A 22,508-nucleotide genomic window follows, 5' to 3' on the forward strand; every position below is an offset into this window, starting at 1 on the left:
CATGCCCACTGCTCTTGACCGGGACGACATCATCGCTGGCCTGCGCGAACTCATCGCCGAGCTTCGCGCCGCCGGTCAGGTCGCGGGCATTCGGCTCGCCGGCGGGGCAGCGCTGGCGCTTCGCTATTTCGACCGAGGGACAACTCAGGATCTCGACTCGCTGCACGTCCGCCCCGGTAGTGATCAGGAAGTCGCCGCTGCAGCAGCTCGTGTAGCCGAGCGGCACGACTGGGATCCGGCCTGGCTGAACTTCGAAGTCACTCGAGCCGATGCGCTCCCGACTCTCGGCCGTGAAGTCGTCTGGGAAGCCATCCACGACCAGGATGGCATTCTCGTCCAGGTGGCCTCGAAGGAGGCGCTGCTCGCTATGAAGCTACGGGCCAACCGGCCGGGTCGTGACACCCGCGACATCCGTCTCCTCCTCGGCCTGTGTGGCGTGCGGACTCTGGAGGCGTGCGAGGACTTCTATGAGGAGTTCTACCCGGGCGACAGCCTCGCTCCGCGTGCCGTGAGCATCGTCACTGCGATCCTCGCCGAAGGCCCGCTTCACGTGCCTGACCCGCCGGAGCCGGTCGAGCTCTGATCGGCCGCCGACGCCGGCACGCAGGTTCGCCCGAGGCGGAAGGCTGCTCAGCCGCCGAGGCCGCCGGCGATGCGGCGGAGGGCCGCGACGTGCCGGTCGAAGGCGAGCCGGCCCTGGCTGGTCAGCGCCACCGTGGTGGTGCGGCGCTGATCGCCGCGGGTCGCCGAGGAGGCCTTCGTGACGCGGACGTAGCCGATGTCGGTGAGGCTGCGCAGCGTCTTCGAGAGGTTGGCTTCCGTGAGCCCGAGGGTCGAGCGGAGCGCCGAGAACTCGGCCGCGTCGACCGGGCGGAGCAGCCCGCAGATGCGGAGCCGGGTGGGCGCGTGGATCTGTTCGTCGAACCCGTCGTCAGCGTCCACGCCGCAGCTCACGATCGTAGGCACGGTCGTAGAGGACGCCGCCGCCCCACATCGCAGCGCACGCCGCAGCCGCGCTGGCCGCCACCCACGGGGCATGCCCGGTGGCGGCGAGGGCGAACGAGACGCCGAGCAGCAGCACGACGACGATGCCGAGAACTATGGCGATGGCAAGACTCCGCGGGCCCGCCGTGCGGGTGACGGTCAGTCCGGTGATGCGCTGGTAGGCCAGCGAGAGGAAGGCGATGCCGAGGCTGCCGAACGCGACCATCACGAACTGCGCCGGTGCGCCCGGGCCGGGCGACCCGACGATGAGCGCCGTGGCGAGCCCTAGCAACGGGTAGTACCAGGCGGGGGTGCGGATGCGGTCGGCCAGCACCTGCCGGTCGGCGTCCAGGGCCGACAGGGCGTCGCGGGCGGCGGCGTCGGTGGGCCGGGCGGTCGTGCTGTCGTCAAAGTCGCTTGCCATGTGGTCAAGTCTTTCACTTGCCGAGGAGTTAAGCAACGCGGGTGTCGGTGTCCGATTGCCAGAACATCGACGGACGGCGGGCGTGCTCGCGTGGGGAAGGACATAGGCGTTAGAATTGCGTCGTTCGCCGCGTTGAGCGGTGGAAAGTGAACCCGAGACCCGTCCGGAATGGTCGTGGCGCTCGGGTTTTGCGTTTAACCAGCGTTCAGGCGTCGATCACTCGGGCTACGTTGCCGCGGCACCGTCGTTGCCAGTCTCCTCCGCGGGCCCACGCCCATGCGATCGCGTCGGGGATGGCCAGAAGCGGTTCGGACGAGGCTGCCTCGTGCCGATAGGCGAGATCCCGCGCGTCAGAGACTCGAGTCGCCTCGATCAACCACTGGCGGTCACGGCTGACGAGGGTCTCGTCACGCTCGAGAACGAGCGTTTGACGCTGGCTGCGCGCACACTCCTTGACCAAGGCGCGCAGGCAGTGTTCACGTCGCGCCAGATCGGTTCGATGGTGTGCCCTGGCGCGGTAGATCGTCGCTGCGGGACGAAGCCGCACGATTCCGTCCAGAATCTGGCGCTTGCGTGAGTCGCTCTCCTTCTTCATGTGAAGACGCGGCTGTCCTCGCAGGGTCAAGTCGCGGATGAGAAAGCGTGCCGCGGGGACGTCGATGGGGTGGATGGCGGCAGCGACGAGAAGGTAACTCCGCGCTTTCGTCTCGTCCACGAAGACGTGCTCCCCGGTCATCGCTCGTGGATCTCCCGACGGACAGTGATCGGGTGGAGAATCATTTGAAGATGATGACAACTCAGATGACCTATTGCGCGCGGAGGCCGTCGAGGAGGAGGCGGACCATGGGGTTGGGGGTGCCGTCGGGGGAGGGGGCGCGGTGGCTGAGGTCGCCGACCGCCTGGAGGAGTTCGAGGGGGTCGACGCCGGGGCGGATCTCGCCCGCCGCCGACGCCGCTTCGAGCAGCGACGCCAGGGCGGGGCCCAGCTTGCTCGTGAGGAGCGCTGGGAGGGCGTCGTAGGCCGGATCGCCTGAGCGGAGCGCCGCCGAGAGGCCCTGCTTGGTGGCGACGAAGCGGGTGAAGCGGGTGATCCAGAGGTCGAGGGCCTCGCCGGGCGGATGCGTGGCCAGCAGCGAAGCCGCCTCGGCCGCAGTCGCGTCGATCTCGGTGGTGAAGACGGCGGCGACGAGCTCGGCGCGGTTCGGGAAGTGACGGTAGAGGGTGCCGACGCCGACGCCCGCCTCTGTGGCGATCTCGCGAGCCGGCGCATCCACCCCTGAGCGCGCGAAGACGGTGCGGGCCGCGACCAGGAGGGTGTCGAGGTTCTGGCGGGCATCCGCTCGCACCTTGCGTGGCGGATCCGGTGTCGGCACGACAGGGCCCCTTGCGTAAGCGGAACAACGTTCCGTATAGTGGATGAGTAGCGGAACGGCGTTCCGCATCCAACTCTAGAGGAGAACCCCATGCAGTATCGACCCCTCGGCCGCACCGGAATCCAGGTGACGCCGTACGCCCTCGGCGCCATGATGCTCGGCTCGTTCGGCAACCCTGATCGGCAGGAGGGCGTGCGGATCATCCACCGCGCACTCGACGGCGGCATCAACTTCATCGACACCGCCGACCGCTACGGCGACTCGGAAGAGGTGGTGGGCGAGGCGCTCGCCGGCCGGCGCGACGAAGTGGTGCTCGCCACGAAGTTCTGGGGCCCGGTCGACGAGGACGTGAACCATCGTGGTGCGTCGCGGCGGTGGATCCGGCAGGCCGTCGAGCGCTCGCTGCGCAACCTGCGCACCGACCGCATCGACCTCTACCAGCTGCACCGCCCCGAGCCCGAGACCGACATCGACGAGACGCTCTCGGCGCTCACCGACCTCGTGCGCGAGGGCAAGGTGCTCGCAATCGGCACGTCATCCATGCGCGGGTCGGAGATCGTCGAGGCGCAGTGGATGGCCGAGCGGCGTGGGTTCGAGCGGTTCCGCACCGAGCAGCCGAACTACTCGATCCTCGACCGCGAGATCGAGCGGGAGATCCTGCCGGTGGCGCAGCGGTACGGCATGGGCACGCTCGTCTACAGCCCGCTGGCCGGTGGCGCGCTGTCGGGCAAGTATCGGGCGGGGCAGGCCAACGACAACTTCCGGGCGGGGACGGGAATGCGGCACTTCCGCGATGAGCGTCGGCTCGCCGCAATCGAGGAGCTGGTCGGGCTGTCGGAGGAGGTGGGCATCCCACTGACGCACTTGGCGATGGCGTTCACGATCGCGCATCCGGGCGTCACCTCGGCGATCGCGGGGCCGCGCACGATGGAGCAGCTCGAGGACACGCTCGCGGGTGCGGAGGTGTCGCTGTCGGACGAGATCCTCGACCGCATCGACGCGATTGTGGCGCCGGGCGAGAGCATCGGGGCGATGGACATGGTCTATCGGGGGCCTGAGGTGCTGGATGCGTCGATGCGGCGGCGGCCTGTGGCGGCGCGGTCGGCGGGGTAGGGGCTGCGGCTGCGGCTGAGGCTGGACAGCTCTGGTCACTGGTGCAGCTGGGGTGATAAAATCATTTTATGGATCTGCAGGAGGCCTACGACGATGCGGGGCGCGATGCCGAGCGCGCCCGGCTTCGTCGTGTGCTCCTCCTCCGGGCGATGCTCGCCGAGGGGAAGTCGCAACGCGAGGTCGCTGCTCGGTTCGGCGTGACGCAGCCGGCGATCAGTTATCAGGTCGCCCGCGAGCGTACGGATGGCGTGCGGCCCAGTGAACTCGTGGCCGCCGGCGGGTCGGTGCTCCGGCACGTCGCCGAAGAGCAGGGCTTCACCCAGGTCGCCATGTTCGGCTCAGCGGCCCGCGGTGACGACCGTCCCGATTCGGATCTCGACCTCCTCGTGCAGCCGCCGGCCGCCACGGATGCGTTCGACATGACGCGTCTGGAGGAGACGCTTTCCGCCGTTTTCGGCCGGCCGGTCGATCTAGTCAGTTATCGGGGCCTCGACCCGCGACTGGATCAGGACATCCTCAGAGACCGGGTGCTCCTCTGATGGAAATGCGCGTCGCGAAGGAGCTGCTGCACATCCAGCGGTGGCTGTCCGTGGCCGCGACGATCGTGGTGAAGGGCCAGGGGGCCTACCGCTCCGACGAGGTCGCTCAGGAAGCGGGCGATTCGCTGATGATCAAGATCGGCGAAGCGGCGAAGGCCCTCGCGGCTCGCGGCGTGCAACCACCTAAGGGAGTGAGTTGGGGTGACGCGGCGAAGAACCGCGAGAAGCTGGCTCACCATTACTCGATCACCGACCGCGAGGTGACCGGGCAGACGTTGTCGGTGTCACTTCCTGCGTGGGAGCGTGCGCTCGCTCCGCTGTTCTCCGAAGCGGCGGCGGTCGTCGACCGAACTGGCGTGTGACCTTTCCGCGTCCTGCGACATCTCTAGGGTATGGGGGTGCCTGTGGATGACAGCGGAGTGACCGATGCCGTGCTGCTCGAGCGGCTGGCTCGGGGTGAGCCCGACGCGCTGGGGGCGGTGTTCGACCGGCACGCATCCGCTGTGACGCGGTACGCCTGGGCGCTCGCCGCCGACCGGCGTGACGTCGAGGAGCTGGTGCAGGACACGTTCCTCACCGCCTGGCGGCGAGGCGCCGCGATTCCGCAGGAGTCGCTACTGCCGTGGCTGCTCGTGACCTGCCGCAATCTCAATCTCAATCTGCAGCGAGCGCGGGCCAAGCACCGCGCGGATGAGCTGCGCGACGACCTTCTCGCGGCATCCGGTGCGCAGCGCGCCGACGACGACAGTGAGGATGCTCGCGAGCAGCTGCGGTGGGTGATGGCGGAGATCGAGCGCCTCCCCGCCGTCGACCGGCGGGTGTGCGAACTGTGCTTGATCGAGGGCCGCTCGTATGCCGAGGCGGCCGAACAGCTGGGGCTGACCGTCGGTGCTGTGAAGCAGCGCGTGCTCAGATCCAGGACGCGACTCAGGAAGGTGGTGACCGACGATGAGAACTGACCCTCCCGCCGGCGACGAGCTCGCCCGCATGCTCGCGACGATGCGTTCGTCTGTGATGAACGCCGCGGTTCAGGATGCGCCCGCGCTGGTCGCGGCCCGGCCTAAGACCAGCGGGTCGGCCGTGCGACGGCGTGCGCTGGGTATCGTCTTCGCCGTCGTGGGGCTCGTGGTGATCGGGGGCGGGGGAGCGGCGCTGGCGACAGGCCTCATCCCGAACCCCTTCGAGGCGCCGCCTGCGCCGGTCGTGACCGTCACGGTCACCCCGACGCCGTCGCCGTCGCCCACGCCGACTCCGACTCCGACGGCCGAGCCGCTGCCACCCGCGCCTGTGACGCCGGCCGCGCCCGTGGTCGACCCGCTCGACCCGGGGACGTGGGTGGTGGACTACGGGCAGGTGGGGAGCCTCAAGGTGGGCGACCCCATCGCGCCGTTCGCCGAGGCCGCGGGCTTGGAGCCGAATCCGTCGCCGATCGACTGCCCGTCGGGGTACTACCGGATCGGTACGTTCGACGAGAACTCTCTGGATGTGTCCATGGCTCTGACGCAGGCCGATGCCCGAACGGACCCGGTCGACGACCCGATGCTCACGTTCGCGAGATTCTCCACGCGCGGAGTCGCCAGCTCGCCGCTCGCGGGTTCGCCGGTGACGGCGGCGGGCATCCGCCTCGGCTCGTCGGAGGCCGAGTTGCTGGCGGCGTATCCCGACCTCCAGGTGGGGCGCTCGAAGTACGACGACACCCAGGGCTACACCACCTACACGTCGGGCCCGGTCGACGGCCGGTACCTGGTGTTCCAGGTCACTTCGTCGCCCGACGGCACGCGCAACGTGCGCCTGATGCAGACCTCGACGGTGGACTTCGCCTACGACATCTGCGACTGATCCGGACCTCGGGAGCCACTTGACGGCGGATGCGGGGCGGGCGGATGGTGGACCGGTGACTCGAGCCCGCCGCCAGCCCACGCAGGTGCTTCCACCCGCCATGTCCCGCCGGTACGCGACCTACGCGCCGGTCCCTTCCGGCAAGGGGTCAGGGAGTTCGGGGCTGGAGGAGCCGATCACCGACGTCGGAGGCTACGACGACCTGCTCGATGCGCTGGAGCGGCGAGGCGTCGACATCGACGTGAGCCGTGCGGGTCTGGTCGAGCTCGATGCCGTGCTGGATGCGCTTCCGCGCGGGCTGGAGCGGGCGGTGGGGATGTACTTCGGCGATGTGGTCATCCGCTGCCTGCCGGGTAGCCGGTGGAAGGTGGTCCGCGAAGGCCGCCCGTGCGTCGAGGTCGCGGGAGGGGCATCGGCCGACGTCATCGCCGTCGCGGAGTCGAGGCTCGCGGGTGGCCCGCATACGTTGATCGAGGTACTCGACCACCTCGACGAGCTCGCCGGCCGCAACGCCTGATCGCCCGACATCGGCGGTCGTCGCTGCTGTGCGACGGCCCCGTCGGCATACTGGGAGCATGTCTCGCGTTCAGCGCATCGTCGTCGCATCCGCTCTGCTCGTCATCGCCGTGCTCGGCTTGGTGAGTGTCGCGAGCCAGATCGGGGTGACGTACTACCTCCCGCCCGACGACAGCGGGTTCGCCAGCACGCACGTCGCCGTGTTCGCGCCGGCGGTGGTCGGCACAGTCGTCGCCGCCCTCGTGGTGTTCGTGCTCGTGGTTCTGCTGATCGTCGTGGTGCGGCGGGCGGTGCCTCTGGGAATGTGGATCGCGGCCGCCGTCGTGGCGATCGTCGCCTTGGTCACCCCGTTCGTCGTCGGGATGCTGGACCGCCCGACCTTCTAGCGGCGCGATCGGGACCAAGCTCACTGGAGGCCTCAACTACGATCCGCTATATTCGTCGCATGACCCCGGCGGCCGAGCTTCTTCGCAGCGCACGGGAGACGTCTGGGCTCACGCAGAAGGAACTCGGTAAGCGGGCGGGCGTCACGCAGAGCGTCGTGAGCGCCTACGAGAGCGGCCGGCGCGAGCCGTCACTCAGCACTCTCTCGAAGCTGATCGGGGCGACGGGACTGCGGCTCGAAGCGCGGGTCGCTCCAGCCCGCACCCCAGAAACTCACGATCTCCGCGCGCTCGTTCACGTACGTCGGCGCGACCTCGAGGCGGCGCTGGCGCCTCTCGGTGCGGCCAGCATCCGTCTCTTCGGCAGCGTTGCGCGGGGCGAGGCGACCGCCGACAGCGACGTCGATCTGCTCGTGCAACTTGAGGAAGGCGTGGGCCTCTTCGCGCTCTCGCGGATGCGCGGGGAGGCCGAGCGGATCCTCGGAACCGCTGTCGACGTGATCCCCGAGGACTCCCTGAAGCCCGATGTCCGTGAGACCGTTCTCGCCGAAGCCGTCGCACTGTGAGTCGGAGCGACGAGCGCCTGCTCGGCGACATTGCCCTCGCATGTGAGGCCATCATCGACTACTCCAGTCGAGCGGCGGCGCCGGACGATCTCGTCTTCGACGCCGTCCGCATCCGGCTCGTGGTGATCGGCGAAGCGGTGAAGGGCTTGAGCGACGCGACCACGGCTCGGGCACCCGAGGTGCCGTGGAGCGACATCGCCCGAATGCGGGACACGCTCGCCCACCACTACTTCGACACCTCGCACGCGATCGTGACGGAGACGGCGCGAACGGACATCCCTGCCCTCTATGAAGTGGCGGGCAGATTGCTGCGGTCTCGGTAAGAACGTCCCCCGAGCCTCCTTGAGGTGCCCAGGTAGCCTGGAAGGCACAGGAGGTGCTTCCCATGTATGAACCGACAGTTCCTCTTCTGCCGATACTGATCGGCGTGGGGGCGGTGGCGCTCTACGTGGCCGCGATTGTTTTCGCGATCAGGCAGGTCATGAAGTCGGCAGAACTCAACTCCACCGAACGGTCGATCTGGATCGTCGCCGTCCTGCTCGCCCCGTTCGCGGGCGCGCTGGTCTGGTACGCGCTCGGGCCGCATCCGTTCGGTCTGCGCGCCGGCCGCGACCCCTCCTGAGCGACCGCACGGATCCGTTGCTTAGGAGATCGACGGAGCCTCGACGAGGCGCGGGGTGAGGTCAGCACGCGTGGGCGGGTTCGCCCCGGGGCGGGAGACCGTGATTGCCGCGGCTCGGACCGCGAAGTCGCCTAGGCGGGCGAGGGTGGTGGGGTCGAGGGTGGTGCCGGTGCGGAGGGACTCGACCGGGAGGCCCGCGTCGAGCAGCGCGGCCAGCCCGTCGATCAGGGCGCTCATGAATGAGTCGCCCGCGCCGATCGTGTCGGCGACCGTCACCGGGACGCCGGGGATCGAGAGGCGCGCCGACCTGGTCGCGAGCAGGGCGCCGTCGCCACCACGCGTGACCGCGACCAGGGACGGGCCCAGACGCAGGATGCGGTCGGCCGCGTCGTCGGGGTCGGCTCCGGGGTACAACCAGACCGCGTCCTCGTCGCTGAGCTTCACGACTGCGGCTGAGGCGGCGAGCTCCTCGAAGCGCGCGAGCACGCGGGCATGCGCGGGCACGATCGAGGGGCGGATGTTGGGGTCGAGCGTAATAAGAGGTACGGGGAAGCCGGCAGCGGGGTGCGCGAGGGCGTCGAGAAGACGGGAGACCGCGGCCCCGCCGGGCTCGAGGAACGCCGCGATCGAACCGGTGTGCACGATGCCGGCCGCGGCCAGCAGGGGGCTCGCCGCGGAGAGGCCGGCGGGGAGCGACCAGCGGAGGTCGAAGGAGTAGTCGGCCGAGCCGTCGGCCGCGAGCCGGGCGGTCGCCGTCGAAGTGGGCTCGGGATGCTGCGAGCCGGGCGCGAGCGCGACCCCGGCCGAGCGGAGGTGGGCGGCGATCGCCTGGCCGTGGGCATCCGTGCCGATGCGGGTGATCAAGGTCGCGCGCCGGCCGAGGCGGCCGAGGCCGAAGGCGATGTTCATGGGGGAACCGCCCGGATGCTCGACCGCGGCGCCGCCCGGCTGCCTCACGACGTCGATGAGCGACTCGCCGATCGCGACGACGGAGGTGGGGGAGTGGGACACGATCGGGCCTTTCGGGCGTGGGTGGAAGGACGGCCCCGCCCGCGCGAGGTGCAGCGGGCAGGGCCGTCGAGATGGTGCGGATCGGGCGGGGCAGGAGGAGGTCAGGCCCCGAGGGCCCCAGCGCCCGCGACCCCGCCGAGCGGCTCGAGCCACGTCAGCTGCGACCCGTCCTCGACGATCAGCGGCCCGAGCCGGGCGTTGAACTCGGCCCCGTACGCCGCACCGATGTGCGCCGCGAAGGCCTCCTCGTCGCGGTAGACCTCGTAGACGAAGAACCGCGACGGCTGCGAAGCCAGCCGCGACGGGGCGAACTCGACGCAGCCGGGCTCGGCCCGCACCTGCACGGTGAGGTCGGCGAGCAGCGCGGCCACCGTCTCCTCCTGGCCGGGAAGCGCGGTGAACTCCGCGAACAAGACCTTGGGGCCGGTCATGCCGTCGCCGCTCCCGTCATGATCGCCACCGCATCCGTCATCGAGTGCGACTGCGGAGTGATCGTTGCCGCCCGCTTGCCGAGACGCTGGATGTGGATGCGGTCGGCCACATCGAACACGTGCGGCATGTTGTGGCTGATCAGGATGACCGGCACACCACGGTCGCGCAGGTTGCGGATGAGCTCGAGCACCTGGTTCGACTCGCGCACACCGAGCGCGGCGGTGGGCTCGTCGAGCACCACGACCTTCGAACCGAACGCCGCGGCCCGCGCCACGGCGACCGCCTGACGCTGACCACCCGAGAGGTTCTCGACCGGCACCGTCACGTCTTGAAGGGTCGAGATGCCGAGCGTCGTGAGCTCGTCGCGAGCGGCCTTCCGCATGCCGGCGGTGTCGAGCATCCGGAACACCGAACCCAGGATGCCGGGCCGCCGCTTCTCGCGACCGAGGTACAGGTTCGAGGCCACATCCAGCGCGGGCGAGACCGCGAGGTTCTGGTAGACGGTCTCGATGCCCGCACCACGTGCATCCTGAGGTCGCTTGAAGCTCACGCGGCGCCCGTCGAGGAAGAGCTCTCCCTCGTCGGGGATCTCGGCACCGGTGAGGCACTTGATCAGCGTCGACTTGCCGGCGCCGTTGTCGCCGATGATGGCGAGCACCTCGCCGGGGTAGAGCTCGAGGCTCACCCCGTCGAGGCCGACCACGCGACCGAAGGTCTTGACGAGGCGCTTGGCCTGCAGCACCGGCGTGCGGGTCTGCCCGTCAGCCGACGAGGACGACGACGAAGAAGCAGAGGAGGAGGGGGAGGTGAGAGTCACTTGCGTACCTTTCGGATCCACTGGTCGACCGAGACGGCCACGATGATCAGGATGCCGACGGCCAGCGTCTGGTAGAGCACGTCGAGCCCGGCGAGCGAGAGCCCGTTGCGGAAGACGCCCACGATCAGGGCGCCGAGCAGCGTTCCCCACACCGTACCGCGGCCGCCGAAGAGGCTGGTGCCGCCGATGACGACGGCGGTGATGGAGTCGAGGTTCAGGTCGGCTCCGGCGTTGGGGCTGGCCGCGTTGCTGCGGCCGATCTGGATCCAGGCGCCGATCGCCAGGATGGCGCCGGCGGCGAGGTAGACGCTCAGCAGCACGCGGTTCACGCTGATGCCGGCGAGGCGCGCGGCCTCCTTGTCGTCACCGACCGCGTAGACGTGGCGCCCCCAGGCGGTCTTGCCGAGGATGAACGCGACGACCACGTAGAGCACGAGCATGATCACGACGCCGAAGCTGACCCGCACCCCGAAGAGGTCGAAGGTCTGCCCCGTCCAGGGCAGAAGGCTCGGCATGTCCGACCCGCGCACGGTCGAGCCGCTCGAGTAGAGCAGCGTGAGCGCCACGAAGATGTTGAGCGTACCGAGGGTCACGATGAACGGCGGCAGCTTGAGCCGCGTCACGAGCAGACCGTTGAACAGGCCGGCAGCGAGGCCGACGACGAGCCCGAGCACGAGCGCCAGCACGGCGGGCACCCCGTTCGAGGTCGCGGTTTGCGCGATCACCATCGAGGCGAGCACCATCACGGCACCCACCGAGAGGTCGATTCCGGCGGTCAGGATGATCAGGGTCTGGGCGACGGCCAGCGTTCCGACCACGGCGACCTGCTGGGTGATCAGCGAGAGGTTCGCGGGGGCGAGGAAGCGGTCGTTCAGGATGCCGAAGACGATGATCGCGACGACCAGCACCACGGCCGGGCTGACGGCCGGGTAGCGGTGCAGCACACCGCGGACGCGGTCGAGCGGGGTGCGGCGGTCGAGGAATTCGGATGCGAGATCGAGCGAGGAGGTCGGCGGTGTCGACGCCGGTGTCTTGGTGCTCACGGGAGCCTTTCTGAGGAGGGGGAACGGGAAGGGGCCGGAGGGCGCGCGGTCACGCACCCTCCGGCCGGGGATCACTCACCCCAGCAGATGTCGGTCGCCGCCTGCGAGGTGATGCTGTCCAGGCCGTCGACGGGGGTGTCGGTCACCAGCTGCGAGCCGGTGTCGAAGAAGTCGAGGCCGGCGCTGGTCTCGGGCTTGGTGCCGTCGGTGGCGAGCTTCGCGATCGCCTCGACGCCGAGCTCGGCCATCTTCACCGGGTACTGCTGGGCGGTGGCGCCGATGACGCCCTCGGAGACGTTCTTGACGCCGGCGCAACCGCCGTCGATCGAGACCAGGAGCACGTCCTTCTCCTTGCCCGCGGCCTGCAGGGCCTGGTAGGCGCCGTAGGCCGCCGGCTCGTTGATCGTGTAGACGACGTTGATGTCGGAGTTCTTCGACAGCAGCGTCTCCATCGCGGTGCGGCCGCCGTCCTCGGCGCCGTTGGTGGCCTCGTTGCCGACGATCTCGTAGTCGCCGTCGCTGTACTTTCCGGTCGCCGCCTCGTCGCCGTTCTTCTCCGGGTCGGCGGTGTCGATGCCGAGACCGGTGAGGAAGCCCTGGTCGCGGTTGTAGTCGACCGAGACGACCTTGTCGTCGAAGAGGTCGAGCAGCGCGATGGTGGCCTTCTTGCCGCCGAGCTGGGCGGCGGTCCACTTGCCGATCGACTCACCGGCGGTGAAGTTGTCGGTGGCGAAGGTGATGTCGACCGCGTCGGCCGGGTCGGGAGCGGTGTCGAGGGCGATCACGAACAGTCCCGCATCCCGCGCCTTCTGGATGGCGTCGACCACCGAGGGGCCGTTGGGCGTGATCAGGATGCCCTTGTCGCCCTTGGAGATGGCGTTCTCGATCGCCTGGATCTGAGTGTCCTCGTCGCCGTCCTCCTTGCCCGCGGCGAGGGTGAGGTTGACGCCGGCCTTGTCGGCGGCCGCCTTCGCGCCGTCCTCCATGGCCACGAAGAACGGGTTCGAGGTGGTCTTGACGATGAGCGTCACGCCCACGTCGCCGCCCGAAGCCGAGTCTGAGCTACCGCCGGAGCTGCTGCTGCCGCTCGAGCAGGCGGCCAGACCCACGGATGCGACGAGGGCGATGGAGGCGAAGCTGCCCAGTCGGGCGGCAGTCGATGTGCGATTCTTCATTGAAGTCCTCATTCTGCAATCGGGAGGCCTGTCGCCTCCGACAACGATGTCAGTGTCTAGGTATAGACGGGTCCGGCCGATAGAGTCAAGCCCGAGATGCAATCAGGGAGTGCGTTATGACATCGTTATCGGGATCTGGGGTGCCTCGGAAGCGGCCGACCATGAAGAACGTGGCCGATCTCGCCGGGGTGGGCGTGAAGACGGTTTCCCGCGTGATCAACCAGGAGCGGCACGTCTCGGCCGACACGATCGCGAGGGTGATGCAGGCTGCCGAGCAGCTGCAGTACCAGCCCGATGTGCAGGCCGGGAATCTTCGTCGGGCCGACCGGCGCACCGACACCCTCGGGCTTCTGGTCGGCAGCGTGGCCAACCCGTTCTCGGCCGCCGTGCACCGGGCGGTCGAGGATGCGGCCATCCATCGTCACGTCGCCGTGTTCGCCTCGAGCCTGGATGACGACCCCGAGCGCGAACGGGCATCGGTCGAGGCGTTCCTGCGTCGCCGGGTAGACGGGCTCATCCTCACCACGATCCAGCCCAGCCAGGCCTATCTCGGCCCGCAGCTCGAGCAGGGCATGCCCGTGGTGTTCGTCGACCGGCGGCCGAACGGCCTGGTCGCCGACACCGTGCTGACCGACAACCTGGATGGCGCGGCCCGCGCGACCCGGCACCTGCTGGGGGCGGGTCACCGCCGCATCGCCTTCCTCGGCGACAGCGGGGACATCTACACCGCCAAGGAGCGCAAGCGCGGGTATCTCGAGGCTCTGCGGCTTGAGGGCGTAGCCCCGGACGCCGAGCTCGTGATCGAGAATCTCGGCGAAGAAGTGCAGGCCGAGGCCGCCGTGAACCGGTTGCTCGCGCTGGCGGATCCGCCGACCGCGATCTTCAGCGCCCAGAACCTGATCACGATCGGGGTCATCACGGCGCTCCGCGCGCACGGGGCCTCCGAGCGGGTCGCACTGGTCGGTTTCGACGACGTTCCGATGGCGTCGCTGCTCTCGCCGGCGGTGACCGTGATCGCCCAGGATCCGACGGCGATCGGCGCCATCGCGGCGCGTCAGATCTTCGCGCGGCTCGACGGGAACGCGGAGCCGGCGCAGGACTTCATCGTGCCGACCCGGCTGATCGAACGCGGCTCGGGCGAGATCCGCCCCGTCTGACCGTCGCGAAAAGTTGTTCAGAACCGCCCCTTGAATTGTCCGGTGGACAGTCCGTAGTGTCGCCGACATCCACACCGACAACGATGTCACCCCTGTGACACGCGCATCGAAGGGCGTCCACGTGCACCATCAGAAATCCCATCCGCAGCCTCGCCGACAGCGATCCGCGACGACGACGAGGGCCGCTGCCGTCGTGGTCGCGTCGGTGCTCGCGAGCGCCGGCCTGCTCGCCGCGGGCCCCGCGACCGCCGCGCCGGCGACCGCGAGCCCGGCCGTCGCGAGCCCCGCATCCGTCAGCCCCGCGTTCGCGCGCCCGGCCGTCGCGAGCCCCGCATCCGCCGCCGCGCTCGCCGCAGCGACAGCTCCCGCGCCGCCGGCCGAGCCGTACCGCCCCTACCTCGGCTACAGCCCCGAGAAGAACTGGATGAACGACCCCAACGGCCTGGTCTACTACGAGGGCGTCTACCACCTCTTCTACCAGTACAACCCGTTCGGCACGATCTGGGGCAACATGAGCTGGGGTCACGCCACCAGCCCGGATCTCGTGCACTGGACCGAGCAGCCGCTGGCGATTCCGCAGGATGCCGACGCCGACATCTTCTCGGGCTCGATCGTGGTCGACCACGACAACACCTCGGGCTTCGGCACCGCCGAGAACCCGCCCCTCGTCGCGATGTACACCTCGGCCTACAAGACCGGCAAGCAGGCGCAGGCGCTGGCCTACAGCACGGATGCCGGGCAGACCTGGACGAAGTACGCCGGCAACCCGGTGCTCGACCGCGACTCGAACAACTTCCGTGACCCGCACATGTTCTGGTACGACGGCGGCACGCCCGAGACCTCGTACTGGGTGGTCGTGACGGTCGAGGCGACCGAGCACCGCGTGCTGCTCTACCGCTCCGACGACCTGAAGAACTGGACCTACCTCAGCGACTTCGGCCCCGCCAACGCCACCGGTGGCGTGTGGGAGTGCCCCGACCTGTTCCCGCTGCCGGTCGACGGCGACCCGGCCAAGACCAAGTGGGTCATGGTCGTGAACCTCAACCCGGGCGGCGTCTCGGGCGGCTCCGGCGGCCAGTACTTCGTCGGCGACTTCGACGGCACGACCTTCACCTCCGACACCACCCGTTCGGACGACTCGGTGCCCCCGGGACAGCTCTTCGCCGGCTTCGACGACGGCAGCTACGACGGCTGGACCGTGGCGAACGAGCCCGGCAACTGGAAGAACGGTCCGTTCGGATCGGCTCCGGCCGCCGGTGCGATCGACGGCCAGCAGACCGTGACCGGCCAGATCGGTGAGGGCCTGATCAACGGCTTCAACGACGGCGACTGGCCGATCGGCACGGTCACCTCGCCCGACTTCACCGTCTCGTCGCGCACCATCAACTTCCTCGCCGGCGGCGGCAAGCACCCGCACATCGAGGGCGGCCAGCTCGGCAACGAGGCGCCCGCGGGCAGCGAACTGCTCTTCGACGGCTTCGAATATCCCGGAACCGAGAGCCTCGCCGACCACGGCTGGACCTTGACCGGTGACTTCACGGCGGCCCGCAACCCCTCCACCAACGGCGGCGACTACGCGATCGGCGCGAAGCGGATCAACACCTGGGAGGGCGGGCCGAACGGCGACGACAATACCGGCACGCTCACCTCGGGCGCCTTCACGATCGACAAGGACTACGTGAGCATGCTCGTCGGCGGCGGGAAGCGCGACGCGGCGAGCGGCCAGACCCTCCAGGTCGAGCTCGTCGTCGACGGCGCCGTGGTCGACACCGCGTCGGGCGAGAACGACGGGGCGCTCAACTGGAAGAGCTGGGACGTCTCGGCCTACCAGGGCAAGCAGGCGAGCATTCGGGTGAACGACCAGGCGACCGGCGGCTGGGGGCACATGACGCTCGACAACGTCGTGCTCGCCGACTCCCCGGCACTCGTGCGCAGCAGCGAGACGACGGTGAACCTCGTCGTCGACGGGCAGGTCGTGCGCAGCACCACCGGCAACGACAGCGAGGGCCTCGACTGGAACTCCTGGGACGTGTCGGAGTTCGCCGGACGCACCGCGCACATCACGGTCGTCGACAACAACCGCGCCGGCTGGGGGCACATCCTCGCCGACCAGTTCGTGTTCTCGGACGAGCCGGCCACGCCCCGCATCCGCTCGTACGACTGGCTCGACTGGGGCCGCGACTACTACGCCGGCGTGACCTACGACAACGCACCCGACGGCAAGCGGATCATGGTGGCCTGGCTCAACAACTGGGACTACGCCAACCAGATCCCCACCGGTCAGTGGCGGAGCGCCATGGCGCTGCCCCGCGAGCTGTCGCTCCAGACGGTCGACGGCACACCGAAGCTGGTGAGCGAGGTGGTCGACCAGGTCGACGGCCTGTCGAAGCCGTTCGCCGCGGTCGCGGTGCCGGCCGGCCCGGTCGCCGAGGGCGAGACCGCGCTGCCCGTCGGTGACGTGGGGGCGGTGTACCGAGTGGATGCCGTGCTGAAGCCGGGCACCGCGTCGCGTTTCGGGCTCGCGTTGCGGACGTCGGAAGACGGCACGCAGTCGACACCGCTCGTCTACGACACCGCATCCGGAACCCTGCAGCTGGACCGCACCGCGTCGGGAGACGTGGCCTTCAACCCGACCTTCGCCTCGGTCGAGAAGGCGCCGGTGGCGCTGGACGCCGACGGTCGCCTGAAGCTCGAGGTCTACGTCGACAACGCGTCGGTGCAGGCCTTCGCCCAGGGCGGGTCGACGACGATCAGCGACCAGATCTTCCCGGATCCGTCGTCGACCGGGATCTCGCTGATCTCGACCGGCGGCTCGGCCGAGATCGAGAGCCTCACCGTCACGCCGCTCTACGGCGGGATGTACGACCCGCAGCGGGTGCTCGCGGTTCCCGGTGCGCCGGGGGCGGTGGTCGCCGAGTCGACGGAAGCCGGGACGGCCAGCGTGAGCTGGTCGGCGCCGGTGGATGACGGCGGGTCGCCGGTGACGGGCTACACGGTGCGTGCTGTCGGTGGCGCTGCCTCTGCTGGCGGCAGTGCCGCCGCTGTCGCCGCCGACGGTTCGGTCGTCTGCCAGGTGACCGGCACCTCGTGCCAGGTCACGGGATTGGCCGCCGGTTCGACGGTCGCGTTCACGGTCACGGCGTCGAATGTCGTGGGAGACGGGCCGGCCTCGGCGGCCAGCGCGGCCGTCGTGGTCGCGGGCCCGTCGGTGGGTGGAACGCCGTCGCCGACGCCCGCTCCGTCGTCGTCCGCCGACCCGTCGAGCCCGGCATCCGCTGCCGGGACCGGCGGTAACGGGGGGAACCTCGCCGCGACGGGCGCGAACGGGATCGCCAGGATCGGCCTGGCGGCTGCGGCGCTCGCGCTGCTCGGCGGCGGGGTGGCGCTTCGTACGCGCCGGCGCCGCGCATCCCGTCCGACCGTGTGACCCACAGTGTGACCCGCGGGTGACACCCACGAGGGCCGGCGTCGAAAGGCGCCGGCCCTTCGGGGTCTCCGGCCACCGGCCTTCCGGCTCAGGCCCTCCAGGTCCAGTTCGTGCGGTCGTAGAGGTGCGCGAAGCCGGCGCGGCGGAGGTTGCGGTGCGAGGCGTCGTCGGGCGAGGCGCTGGTCTCGGCCGAGACCACTCGGCAGCCCGCGTCGGCCGCCGCCTGCACGCGTGCGGCCACGAGCGTGCGCTGGATGCCCCGCCGGCGGTGGGAGGGCAGGGTACCCCCGGTGTTCAGCGAGGCGGCCTCGCCGATGAGGTGCACGGCTCCCGCGCCCACGAGGAGGTCGCCGTCCCAGACGCCGATCACCCGGGCGACGGGGTCGGTGATCGCCGAACGGAGCATCGGCGTCAGGTCGGGTTCAGCCATCCCGAACGCCTCGCGCACGATGTGCTGCCACGCCGGGGCGTCGTCGGCGACGAGGGTCCGCACCTCGAGATCGGCAGGTGGTTCGGGATGCTCGGCGAAGGCCGTCGTCGACCGGGCGAACTTGGCCCACGCCGACGACGGTGTCAGCCCGAAACGCCGGCTCGTCTCGTCCCAGTCGCGCGGGAGGGCCGAGGGGGCGATCGTGATCGTGCCCTCCTCTTTTCCGGAGGATCGGAACACCTCGACGATCTCGCCGATCAGGTCGGCGTCGACCGGGTCGCCGGGCCCGAATCCCAGCGCCTTCGTCCAGTACCCCGAGGGGTCGTCCCGCATGGCGGTGACCACCCCGCCGCCGATTTCCTCCGTGCGGATGCCGAGGTCGCGCTCGGTGCGCTCCGGAACGCGCGCGAGGAAGCGCCGGAAGTACTCCGCCTCGGCCTTCTCGACGAGGCGGGTCGTGCGGGCGTCAGGAAGAAGGGTCACGGAAGTTCCAGTCGGGTCGATCGTCACGGGTCGGTGCCGTCGCGGTCCGGGTGCTCAGGACGACGTGCTTCGAACCTTTCATAGGTGGACGGCCCGGGACATCAGTAGTTTCCCTGAACTTCACCGTCGTCCAGTCCCGCGAGCCAGTTCCCGATCGAGGCATTTCCCTCGGGCGTCGCCAGCAATCGGTTGAAGGTCGCGCGGATGGCGAGGGCCGACGGATCGGCCGCCCTGATCAACGCACTCTGCGTCAGGGTGGAGGTGCGGAGCGCCTCCCCGAAGGCGCGACGCTCGACCGCGTAGTCGTCGAGGACGTTCTCGGGCTGCGAACCCCGGACGAAGGCGGCAGCCCGCCATCCCAGCCCCATCGCATCCTGGATGCCGGCGTTCAGGCCCAGCCCGCCGGTAGGCCAATGGATGTGCGCCGCATCGCCCGCGAGCAGCACCCGACCCCGCCGGAACGTGGCCGCGAGACGATTCGCGTCACCGAAGCGGGAGAGCCAGGAGGGGTCGCGGAGACCGAGATCCGTTCCGGTCATCCGCTGCACGAACCCCCTCAGCGTCTCGAGGTCGAGTTCCTCGTCGGCCGACTGGTGCTCCGGGTCCCAGCCGGTGAGCCGGTGGCGCCCATCGGGCAGGGGCGCGACGATGAGCGCACCGTCCGGCCTCACGATCCGGGTGCCGGGCGCGGGCGGGGCATCGAGGTGCACGTCGCCCACGAAGCCCCAGGCCGAGCTGGCCTCTCCCTCGAACGGGATGCCGGCGAGCTCGCGCACCGCACTGCGGCCGCCATCGCTGCCGACGGCGAGTGCAGCGTCGAGGTGGTGGGTCCGCCCGGCCTGCAGATAGGTCACGGTCACGGTCGAGTCGGTCTGATCGAGCCCGGTCACCTCGGCGCCGGTGCGGATGTCGACGCCCAGACCGCGTGCCCGCTGCTCGAGGAGGGCTTCGGTCGTGGTCTGAGGGATGAGCAGCATGTAGGGGAACTGGGTGGTCAGCGTGTCGAAACGGACGCTCTGCTCGAGCAGGCCGAAGTGCCACGCGGGCACCGGGCGGCCGGCGGCGAGGAACGGTTCGACGGCGTCTCGGAGCGCCAGGATCTCCAGGGTCCTCGGCATCATCCCCAGGGCCCGGGCGTGGGGGGAGCGCTCGACCCGCTTCTCGAGGATCACGGCGTGGACGCCCGCAAGAGCGAGTTCGGCGGCGGCCCAGAGTCCCGTCGGTCCGGCGCCGACGATCACGACGGTGTTCGAGGTGGGGTGTGCGGTGGGGGTGGTCATGGCGCGCGGTGTCCGATCGTTCGGGTTAAATTCGATATAGGGGCATGTTATGAATACAAAGCTGTGTAATGACTTAGGGTGATCTCATGGCATCCCGTGCGTACACGTCGGAACGGCGGGCGATCGGCGCGGCGCGGACGAGGTCGGACATCCTGCAGAGTGCGCTCGCTCTGTTCGCCGAGAACGGCTATGCCGCCGTCACGATGCCGCAGATCGCCGAGCGTGCCCGCGTCTCGATGGCGACCGTGTATTCGGCGGTGGGGAGCAAACCCCAGCTCGTCGTCGCCCTCTACGACGAGGCCGTGGAGGATTCGGTGGCCGACGCCGCGATGCGCGTCGTGGCCGAGGCGACGACTCCCGCAGAGGTGGTGCTGGCGATCGCGCACGGCACCCGATCGCTCTCCGAGCGGCACCCGTGGCTGCTCGGTGCCCTCTACGACAACGCCGGAGCCGAGCCGGTGATCGCCGACCGTCTCGCGGCCGCCCTCCGTGATCTGCGGGAACGGATGGAACAGGCCGCATTGCGCATCGAGGCGCTCGGTGGCGCCGACGACCAAGACGTGCCCGAGATGACGACCATTCTGCTGTTCTACTTCGGCGTCGCGCCGTGGCGCTCGCTGCGTGACGCCGGCTGGTCCTGGGACCGGGCCGAGCAGTGGCTCGCCCTGCAGGCGATGCGAGCGCTCGGTCTCGGTCTCCCGGACGCTCAGCGCGGGCGGGTCACCCGGTAGAGGTAGTGGAGGGGATCGTCGAGCGGGTTGTCGGGGGTGAGGGGGCCTTCGGCGATGCGGGTGAGGCCGGCGCGTTCGAGGGCGCGCCACGACCCCCGGTTCGCGGCGACCACGGACACCAGCACCGTGGAAGTGCCGGGGAGTTCGGCCCAGACCCGCTCGACCGCGGCGCGGATCATCGCTGTGCCGATGCCACGACCCCGGAAGGCCGGGTCGCCGAGCAGGTAGTCGAGTTCCACGGCCCCCGCGGGCACCGGCCCTAGGCCAGCCGCGTCGAGCAGCGACGCGAACTCGATCAGCTCGGAGGGGTAGTCGTCGATGACGGATCGCTGCAGCAGGCCGACCGGCACCTCCGCGTGCGGAGACCCCGACTCGGTGAGCAGCACGACGAAGTCGTCGCCCGGCTCGTCACCGCGGACGCTCGGCCCGAAGTCGTGCTCCACCGCATCCGGGGCGGGGTCGTGGTTCCACCAGCGCCGCACCTGGGGTTCGGCGAGCCAGCCCGCCAGCATCGGGAGGTCGGAGGCCTCGAGGCGCCGGAAGGTGAACGAGAGGGCGTCGCGCGCATCGGGACTCATGGCGCCGCCGGCGCGTGCCGCTCCAGGAACTCGAAGACCTCGGTCGAGTCGACACCCGTGAACCCGGTCGTCGGCATCGCCGCGTGCAACGACGAGTTGAGCCGGGCCGAGGGGTAGGCCTGCCCCGACCACCGCGCCGCGAGCGCCACCGGGGGCCGGCGGCAGCATGACTCGTCCGGGCAGCGGGAGGCGAACCGGTGCGCGGTGTCCCGCCCCCGGAACCACTTCGCGTGCGCGAACGCCGTTCCCACCGACACCGAGAACTGCCCGCGCGACGAGGGCTGGATGCGCGAGGTGCACCAGTACGTGCCCGCCGGCTTGTCGGTGTACTGGTGGTACGGGCTGAACCGGTCCTCGACGTCGAACACGCGGCGCGCGCTCCAGAAGCGGCAGACCGTCTGCCCCTCGACCGCACCCAGCGCATCCGTCGGGAACTGCACGGCGTCGTTCTCGTAGGCCTTCGAGATCGTGCCCGACTCGTGCACCTTCAAGAAGTGCACCGGGATGCCGAGGTGCTCGGTGGCCAGGTTCGTGAAGCGGTGGGCCGCCGTCTCGTAGCTGACGCCGAATGCGTCGCGCAGGTCTTCGACCGACAGCTCACGTGCATCCTTCGCCGCCGAGAGGATGTCGACCGCGCCCTTCTCGGGGATGAGGAGGGCGGCCGCGAGGTAGTTCGTCTGCACCCGCTGCTGCAGGAACTCGGCGTAGTCGCGCGGTTCGCCGAGCTGCAGCACGTGCGACGACAGCGCCTGCAGCACGACCGAGCGCGGGTCGGCGTCCGGCGACTGGCCGAGCGGCACGTAGATGCGGCCGTTGCGCAGGTCGGTCACCGACCGGGTCGACCCGGGCAGGTCGCCCACGTAGTGCAGCGTGAACCCCAGGTGCGACGCCAGATCGGATGCCACGCGCTGCGACAGCGGGCCGCCTGAGTGGCCCACGGCCGCGTGCAGCCCGGCCGCGACCTGCTCGAGGTCGGCGAAGTAGTTGTGGCGCTCGCGCATGGCCCTGCGCAGAGAGGTGTTGGCCCGGCGCGCCTCTTCGGGCGTCGCCGCGCGCTCGTTGTGCACGCGCTCGAGCTCGCGATGCAGCCCCAGGATGGTCTCGATGGCCTCGTCGCTCAGCGACTTGCGCACCGGCAGCGGCGGCAGGCCGAGCGAGGCGAACAGGGGCCCGCGCTGCGCCCGCTCGAGCGCGATCTCGAGCGCCGCCCGCCGGCTCGGCGGCTCGGCCGAGAGCAGCTGGTCGATCGACACCTCGAACACCCGGGCGAAGCGCTGCAGCTCACCGAGCTTCAGTTCGCGCTTGCCGTTCTCGATCACCGAGACCTGCGAGGGCGCCCGCCCGATGGCCGCGCCGAGGTCGTCGAGGGTGAGGCCGCGCTCCGCACGCAGCTGGCGGATGCGGCGGCCGATGGTGAGGGAATCGAGCATGATCCCATCCTGCGCGGCGGGGGCGAACGGATGCGGCATGCCGACACCCTCTCATGTCGGCTTCTTCGTGAAAACAGAAGAACGGCCGAACTTCTGCTGCCTTCGACCCGGAAAAGGTCGTTCAGAGCGCCCAGAGTCGAACCCACGCCGTAATT

Annotated in this window: 27 protein-coding genes; 14 read left to right on the plus strand and 13 right to left on the minus strand. The window is 69.9% G+C overall.

Annotated features, from left to right (window positions below; all coding sequences use genetic code 11):
• Position 1 precedes the first annotated feature (1 nt).
• Entirely contained in the window at positions 2-583 is a 582-nt protein-coding gene (locus HSO01S_RS13580) for a hypothetical protein (protein ID WP_066042348.1), read from the plus strand.
• Between the two features lie 47 nt (positions 584-630).
• Here HSO01S_RS13580 and HSO01S_RS13585 read toward each other — a convergent pair whose 3' ends face one another.
• The 4 genes from HSO01S_RS13585 to HSO01S_RS13600 all read right to left on the minus strand — a co-directional run bounded on the left by HSO01S_RS13585 (position 631) and on the right by HSO01S_RS13600 (position 2,781).
• Complete coding sequence (locus tag HSO01S_RS13585) at positions 631-942, minus strand: transcriptional regulator (RefSeq protein WP_066042351.1); 312 nt, start codon at positions 940-942, stop codon at positions 631-633.
• Positions 932-1,408 carry a hypothetical protein gene (locus HSO01S_RS13590; RefSeq protein WP_066042353.1) on the minus strand — a complete coding sequence of 159 codons (477 nt, stop codon included), beginning with the start codon at positions 1,406-1,408 and terminating at the stop codon, positions 932-934. The genes HSO01S_RS13585 and HSO01S_RS13590 overlap by 11 nt, the downstream gene beginning before the upstream one ends.
• 205 nt (positions 1,409-1,613) lie before the next feature.
• Positions 1,614-2,144, minus strand: a complete 531-nt coding sequence (locus tag HSO01S_RS13595; RefSeq protein WP_066042356.1) for a hypothetical protein — start codon at positions 2,142-2,144, stop codon at positions 1,614-1,616.
• Positions 2,145-2,214: 70 nt separating this feature from the next.
• Positions 2,215-2,781 (minus strand): TetR/AcrR family transcriptional regulator, encoded by a 567-nt coding sequence (locus HSO01S_RS13600; RefSeq protein WP_066042359.1) that lies wholly within the window; start codon positions 2,779-2,781, stop codon positions 2,215-2,217.
• A gap of 90 nt (positions 2,782-2,871) precedes the next feature.
• Between HSO01S_RS13600 and HSO01S_RS13605 the strand changes: the two genes are divergently transcribed.
• The 10 genes from HSO01S_RS13605 to HSO01S_RS13650 all read left to right on the plus strand — a co-directional run bounded on the left by HSO01S_RS13605 (position 2,872) and on the right by HSO01S_RS13650 (position 8,359).
• A complete protein-coding gene (locus HSO01S_RS13605; RefSeq protein WP_066042363.1) occupies positions 2,872-3,894 on the plus strand; it encodes an aldo/keto reductase in 1,023 nt (340 codons plus the stop codon).
• Between the two features lie 68 nt (positions 3,895-3,962).
• On the plus strand, positions 3,963-4,433 hold the full coding sequence (locus HSO01S_RS13610; protein WP_066042365.1) for a nucleotidyltransferase domain-containing protein: 471 nt from the start codon (positions 3,963-3,965) through the stop codon (positions 4,431-4,433).
• Positions 4,433-4,795 carry a ribonuclease HepT family protein gene (locus tag HSO01S_RS13615; RefSeq protein ID WP_066042368.1) on the plus strand — a complete coding sequence of 121 codons (363 nt, stop codon included), beginning with the start codon at positions 4,433-4,435 and terminating at the stop codon, positions 4,793-4,795. The genes HSO01S_RS13610 and HSO01S_RS13615 overlap by 1 nt, the downstream gene beginning before the upstream one ends.
• A gap of 36 nt (positions 4,796-4,831) precedes the next feature.
• Positions 4,832-5,392 carry an RNA polymerase sigma factor gene (locus HSO01S_RS13620; RefSeq protein WP_245636009.1) on the plus strand — a complete coding sequence of 187 codons (561 nt, stop codon included), beginning with the start codon at positions 4,832-4,834 and terminating at the stop codon, positions 5,390-5,392.
• Positions 5,382-6,272: a hypothetical protein gene (locus HSO01S_RS19225; protein ID WP_157079085.1), complete on the plus strand. Its 891-nt coding sequence runs from the start codon at positions 5,382-5,384 to the stop codon at positions 6,270-6,272. Before HSO01S_RS13620 ends, HSO01S_RS19225 begins: the two co-directional genes overlap by 11 nt.
• 55 nt (positions 6,273-6,327) lie before the next feature.
• On the plus strand, positions 6,328-6,789 hold the full coding sequence (locus HSO01S_RS13630) for a DUF6278 family protein (RefSeq protein WP_157079086.1): 462 nt from the start codon (positions 6,328-6,330) through the stop codon (positions 6,787-6,789).
• A 58-nt stretch (positions 6,790-6,847) separates the two neighbouring features.
• Positions 6,848-7,174, plus strand: a complete 327-nt coding sequence (locus HSO01S_RS13635) for a hypothetical protein (protein WP_066042379.1) — start codon at positions 6,848-6,850, stop codon at positions 7,172-7,174.
• A gap of 59 nt (positions 7,175-7,233) precedes the next feature.
• The gene (locus HSO01S_RS13640; protein ID WP_066042382.1) at positions 7,234-7,737 is read left to right on the plus strand and encodes a helix-turn-helix domain-containing protein; all 504 of its coding nucleotides are present in this window, start codon (positions 7,234-7,236) and stop codon (positions 7,735-7,737) included.
• A complete protein-coding gene (locus HSO01S_RS13645; protein WP_066042386.1) occupies positions 7,734-8,060 on the plus strand; it encodes a HepT-like ribonuclease domain-containing protein in 327 nt (108 codons plus the stop codon). Before HSO01S_RS13640 ends, HSO01S_RS13645 begins: the two co-directional genes overlap by 4 nt.
• Positions 8,061-8,122: 62 nt before the next feature.
• Complete coding sequence (locus tag HSO01S_RS13650) at positions 8,123-8,359, plus strand: PLDc N-terminal domain-containing protein (RefSeq protein ID WP_084361682.1); 237 nt, start codon at positions 8,123-8,125, stop codon at positions 8,357-8,359.
• 21 nt (positions 8,360-8,380) lie between these two features.
• Here HSO01S_RS13650 and HSO01S_RS13655 read toward each other — a convergent pair whose 3' ends face one another.
• The 5 genes from HSO01S_RS13655 to HSO01S_RS13675 form a co-directional block, all read right to left on the minus strand.
• Positions 8,381-9,370 (minus strand): carbohydrate kinase family protein, encoded by a 990-nt coding sequence (locus HSO01S_RS13655; RefSeq protein WP_245636010.1) that lies wholly within the window; start codon positions 9,368-9,370, stop codon positions 8,381-8,383.
• Between the two features lie 101 nt (positions 9,371-9,471).
• On the minus strand, positions 9,472-9,801 hold the full coding sequence (locus tag HSO01S_RS13660; RefSeq protein ID WP_066042392.1) for a putative quinol monooxygenase: 330 nt from the start codon (positions 9,799-9,801) through the stop codon (positions 9,472-9,474).
• Positions 9,798-10,619 carry an ATP-binding cassette domain-containing protein gene (locus HSO01S_RS13665; RefSeq protein WP_066042395.1) on the minus strand — a complete coding sequence of 274 codons (822 nt, stop codon included), beginning with the start codon at positions 10,617-10,619 and terminating at the stop codon, positions 9,798-9,800. Before HSO01S_RS13665 ends, HSO01S_RS13660 begins: the two co-directional genes overlap by 4 nt.
• A complete protein-coding gene (locus HSO01S_RS13670; protein WP_066042399.1) occupies positions 10,616-11,662 on the minus strand; it encodes an ABC transporter permease in 1,047 nt (348 codons plus the stop codon). The genes HSO01S_RS13665 and HSO01S_RS13670 overlap by 4 nt, the downstream gene beginning before the upstream one ends.
• Positions 11,663-11,733: 71 nt before the next feature.
• Positions 11,734-12,837, minus strand: a complete 1,104-nt coding sequence (locus HSO01S_RS13675; protein WP_066042401.1) for a substrate-binding domain-containing protein — start codon at positions 12,835-12,837, stop codon at positions 11,734-11,736.
• Between the two features lie 161 nt (positions 12,838-12,998).
• On the opposite strand from HSO01S_RS13675, the gene HSO01S_RS13680 reads away from it, so the two are divergent.
• On the plus strand, positions 12,999-13,994 hold the full coding sequence (locus HSO01S_RS13680; protein WP_169799988.1) for a LacI family DNA-binding transcriptional regulator: 996 nt from the start codon (positions 12,999-13,001) through the stop codon (positions 13,992-13,994).
• A gap of 424 nt (positions 13,995-14,418) precedes the next feature.
• Positions 14,419-17,421, plus strand: coding sequence for a GH32 C-terminal domain-containing protein (locus HSO01S_RS13685; RefSeq protein ID WP_245636020.1), 3,003 nt, complete (start codon positions 14,419-14,421; stop codon positions 17,419-17,421).
• 88 nt (positions 17,422-17,509) lie between these two features.
• Here the strand turns inward: HSO01S_RS13685 and HSO01S_RS13690 are convergent, their stop codons facing one another.
• Positions 17,510-18,334 carry a GNAT family N-acetyltransferase gene (locus HSO01S_RS13690; protein WP_066042408.1) on the minus strand — a complete coding sequence of 275 codons (825 nt, stop codon included), beginning with the start codon at positions 18,332-18,334 and terminating at the stop codon, positions 17,510-17,512.
• A gap of 101 nt (positions 18,335-18,435) precedes the next feature.
• On the minus strand, positions 18,436-19,614 hold the full coding sequence (locus HSO01S_RS13695) for an FAD-dependent monooxygenase (protein WP_066042411.1): 1,179 nt from the start codon (positions 19,612-19,614) through the stop codon (positions 18,436-18,438).
• Positions 19,615-19,700: 86 nt separating this feature from the next.
• Between HSO01S_RS13695 and HSO01S_RS13700 the strand changes: the two genes are divergently transcribed.
• On the plus strand, positions 19,701-20,345 hold the full coding sequence (locus tag HSO01S_RS13700) for a TetR/AcrR family transcriptional regulator (RefSeq protein WP_066042414.1): 645 nt from the start codon (positions 19,701-19,703) through the stop codon (positions 20,343-20,345).
• Here the strand turns inward: HSO01S_RS13700 and HSO01S_RS13705 are convergent.
• Both HSO01S_RS13705 and HSO01S_RS13710 read right to left on the minus strand, forming a co-directional pair.
• Positions 20,321-20,923 (minus strand): GNAT family N-acetyltransferase, encoded by a 603-nt coding sequence (locus tag HSO01S_RS13705; RefSeq protein ID WP_066042417.1) that lies wholly within the window; start codon positions 20,921-20,923, stop codon positions 20,321-20,323. The two genes, HSO01S_RS13700 and HSO01S_RS13705, sit on opposite strands and share 25 nt — an antisense overlap.
• Entirely contained in the window at positions 20,920-22,353 is a 1,434-nt protein-coding gene (locus HSO01S_RS13710; protein ID WP_084361713.1) for an XRE family transcriptional regulator, read from the minus strand. Before HSO01S_RS13710 ends, HSO01S_RS13705 begins: the two co-directional genes overlap by 4 nt.
• Positions 22,354-22,508 lie beyond the last annotated feature (155 nt).

This window comes from Herbiconiux solani NBRC 106740, assembly GCF_001571005.1.
GTDB classification, from domain to species: domain Bacteria; phylum Actinomycetota; class Actinomycetes; order Actinomycetales; family Microbacteriaceae; genus Herbiconiux; species Herbiconiux solani.

What these genes read in the sequence shown, in the direction of transcription:
- HSO01S_RS13705 (WP_066042417.1), bottom strand. Translation starts at nt 20,923, where the DNA reads ATGAGTCCCGATGCGCGCGACGCCCTCTCGTTCACCTTCCGGCGCCTC.
- HSO01S_RS13640 (WP_066042382.1), top strand. Translation starts at nt 7,234, where the DNA reads ATGACCCCGGCGGCCGAGCTTCTTCGCAGCGCACGGGAGACGTCTGGG.
- HSO01S_RS13710 (WP_084361713.1), bottom strand. Translation starts at nt 22,353, where the DNA reads ATGCTCGATTCCCTCACCATCGGCCGCCGCATCCGCCAGCTGCGTGCG.
- HSO01S_RS13635 (WP_066042379.1), top strand. Translation starts at nt 6,848, where the DNA reads ATGTCTCGCGTTCAGCGCATCGTCGTCGCATCCGCTCTGCTCGTCATC.
- HSO01S_RS13660 (WP_066042392.1), bottom strand. Translation starts at nt 9,801, where the DNA reads ATGACCGGCCCCAAGGTCTTGTTCGCGGAGTTCACCGCGCTTCCCGGC.
- HSO01S_RS13680 (WP_169799988.1), top strand. Translation starts at nt 12,999, where the DNA reads ATGAAGAACGTGGCCGATCTCGCCGGGGTGGGCGTGAAGACGGTTTCC.
- HSO01S_RS13595 (WP_066042356.1), bottom strand. Translation starts at nt 2,144, where the DNA reads ATGACCGGGGAGCACGTCTTCGTGGACGAGACGAAAGCGCGGAGTTAC.
- HSO01S_RS13590 (WP_066042353.1), bottom strand. Translation starts at nt 1,408, where the DNA reads ATGGCAAGCGACTTTGACGACAGCACGACCGCCCGGCCCACCGACGCC.
- HSO01S_RS13610 (WP_066042365.1), top strand. Translation starts at nt 3,963, where the DNA reads ATGGATCTGCAGGAGGCCTACGACGATGCGGGGCGCGATGCCGAGCGC.
- HSO01S_RS13695 (WP_066042411.1), bottom strand. Translation starts at nt 19,614, where the DNA reads ATGACCACCCCCACCGCACACCCCACCTCGAACACCGTCGTGATCGTC.
- HSO01S_RS13580 (WP_066042348.1), top strand. Translation starts at nt 2, where the DNA reads ATGCCCACTGCTCTTGACCGGGACGACATCATCGCTGGCCTGCGCGAA.
- HSO01S_RS13685 (WP_245636020.1), top strand. Translation starts at nt 14,419, where the DNA reads ATGAACGACCCCAACGGCCTGGTCTACTACGAGGGCGTCTACCACCTC.
- HSO01S_RS13615 (WP_066042368.1), top strand. Translation starts at nt 4,433, where the DNA reads ATGGAAATGCGCGTCGCGAAGGAGCTGCTGCACATCCAGCGGTGGCTG.
- HSO01S_RS13650 (WP_084361682.1), top strand. Translation starts at nt 8,123, where the DNA reads ATGTATGAACCGACAGTTCCTCTTCTGCCGATACTGATCGGCGTGGGG.
- HSO01S_RS19225 (WP_157079085.1), top strand. Translation starts at nt 5,382, where the DNA reads ATGAGAACTGACCCTCCCGCCGGCGACGAGCTCGCCCGCATGCTCGCG.
- HSO01S_RS13675 (WP_066042401.1), bottom strand. Translation starts at nt 12,837, where the DNA reads ATGAAGAATCGCACATCGACTGCCGCCCGACTGGGCAGCTTCGCCTCC.
- HSO01S_RS13700 (WP_066042414.1), top strand. Translation starts at nt 19,701, where the DNA reads ATGGCATCCCGTGCGTACACGTCGGAACGGCGGGCGATCGGCGCGGCG.
- HSO01S_RS13605 (WP_066042363.1), top strand. Translation starts at nt 2,872, where the DNA reads ATGCAGTATCGACCCCTCGGCCGCACCGGAATCCAGGTGACGCCGTAC.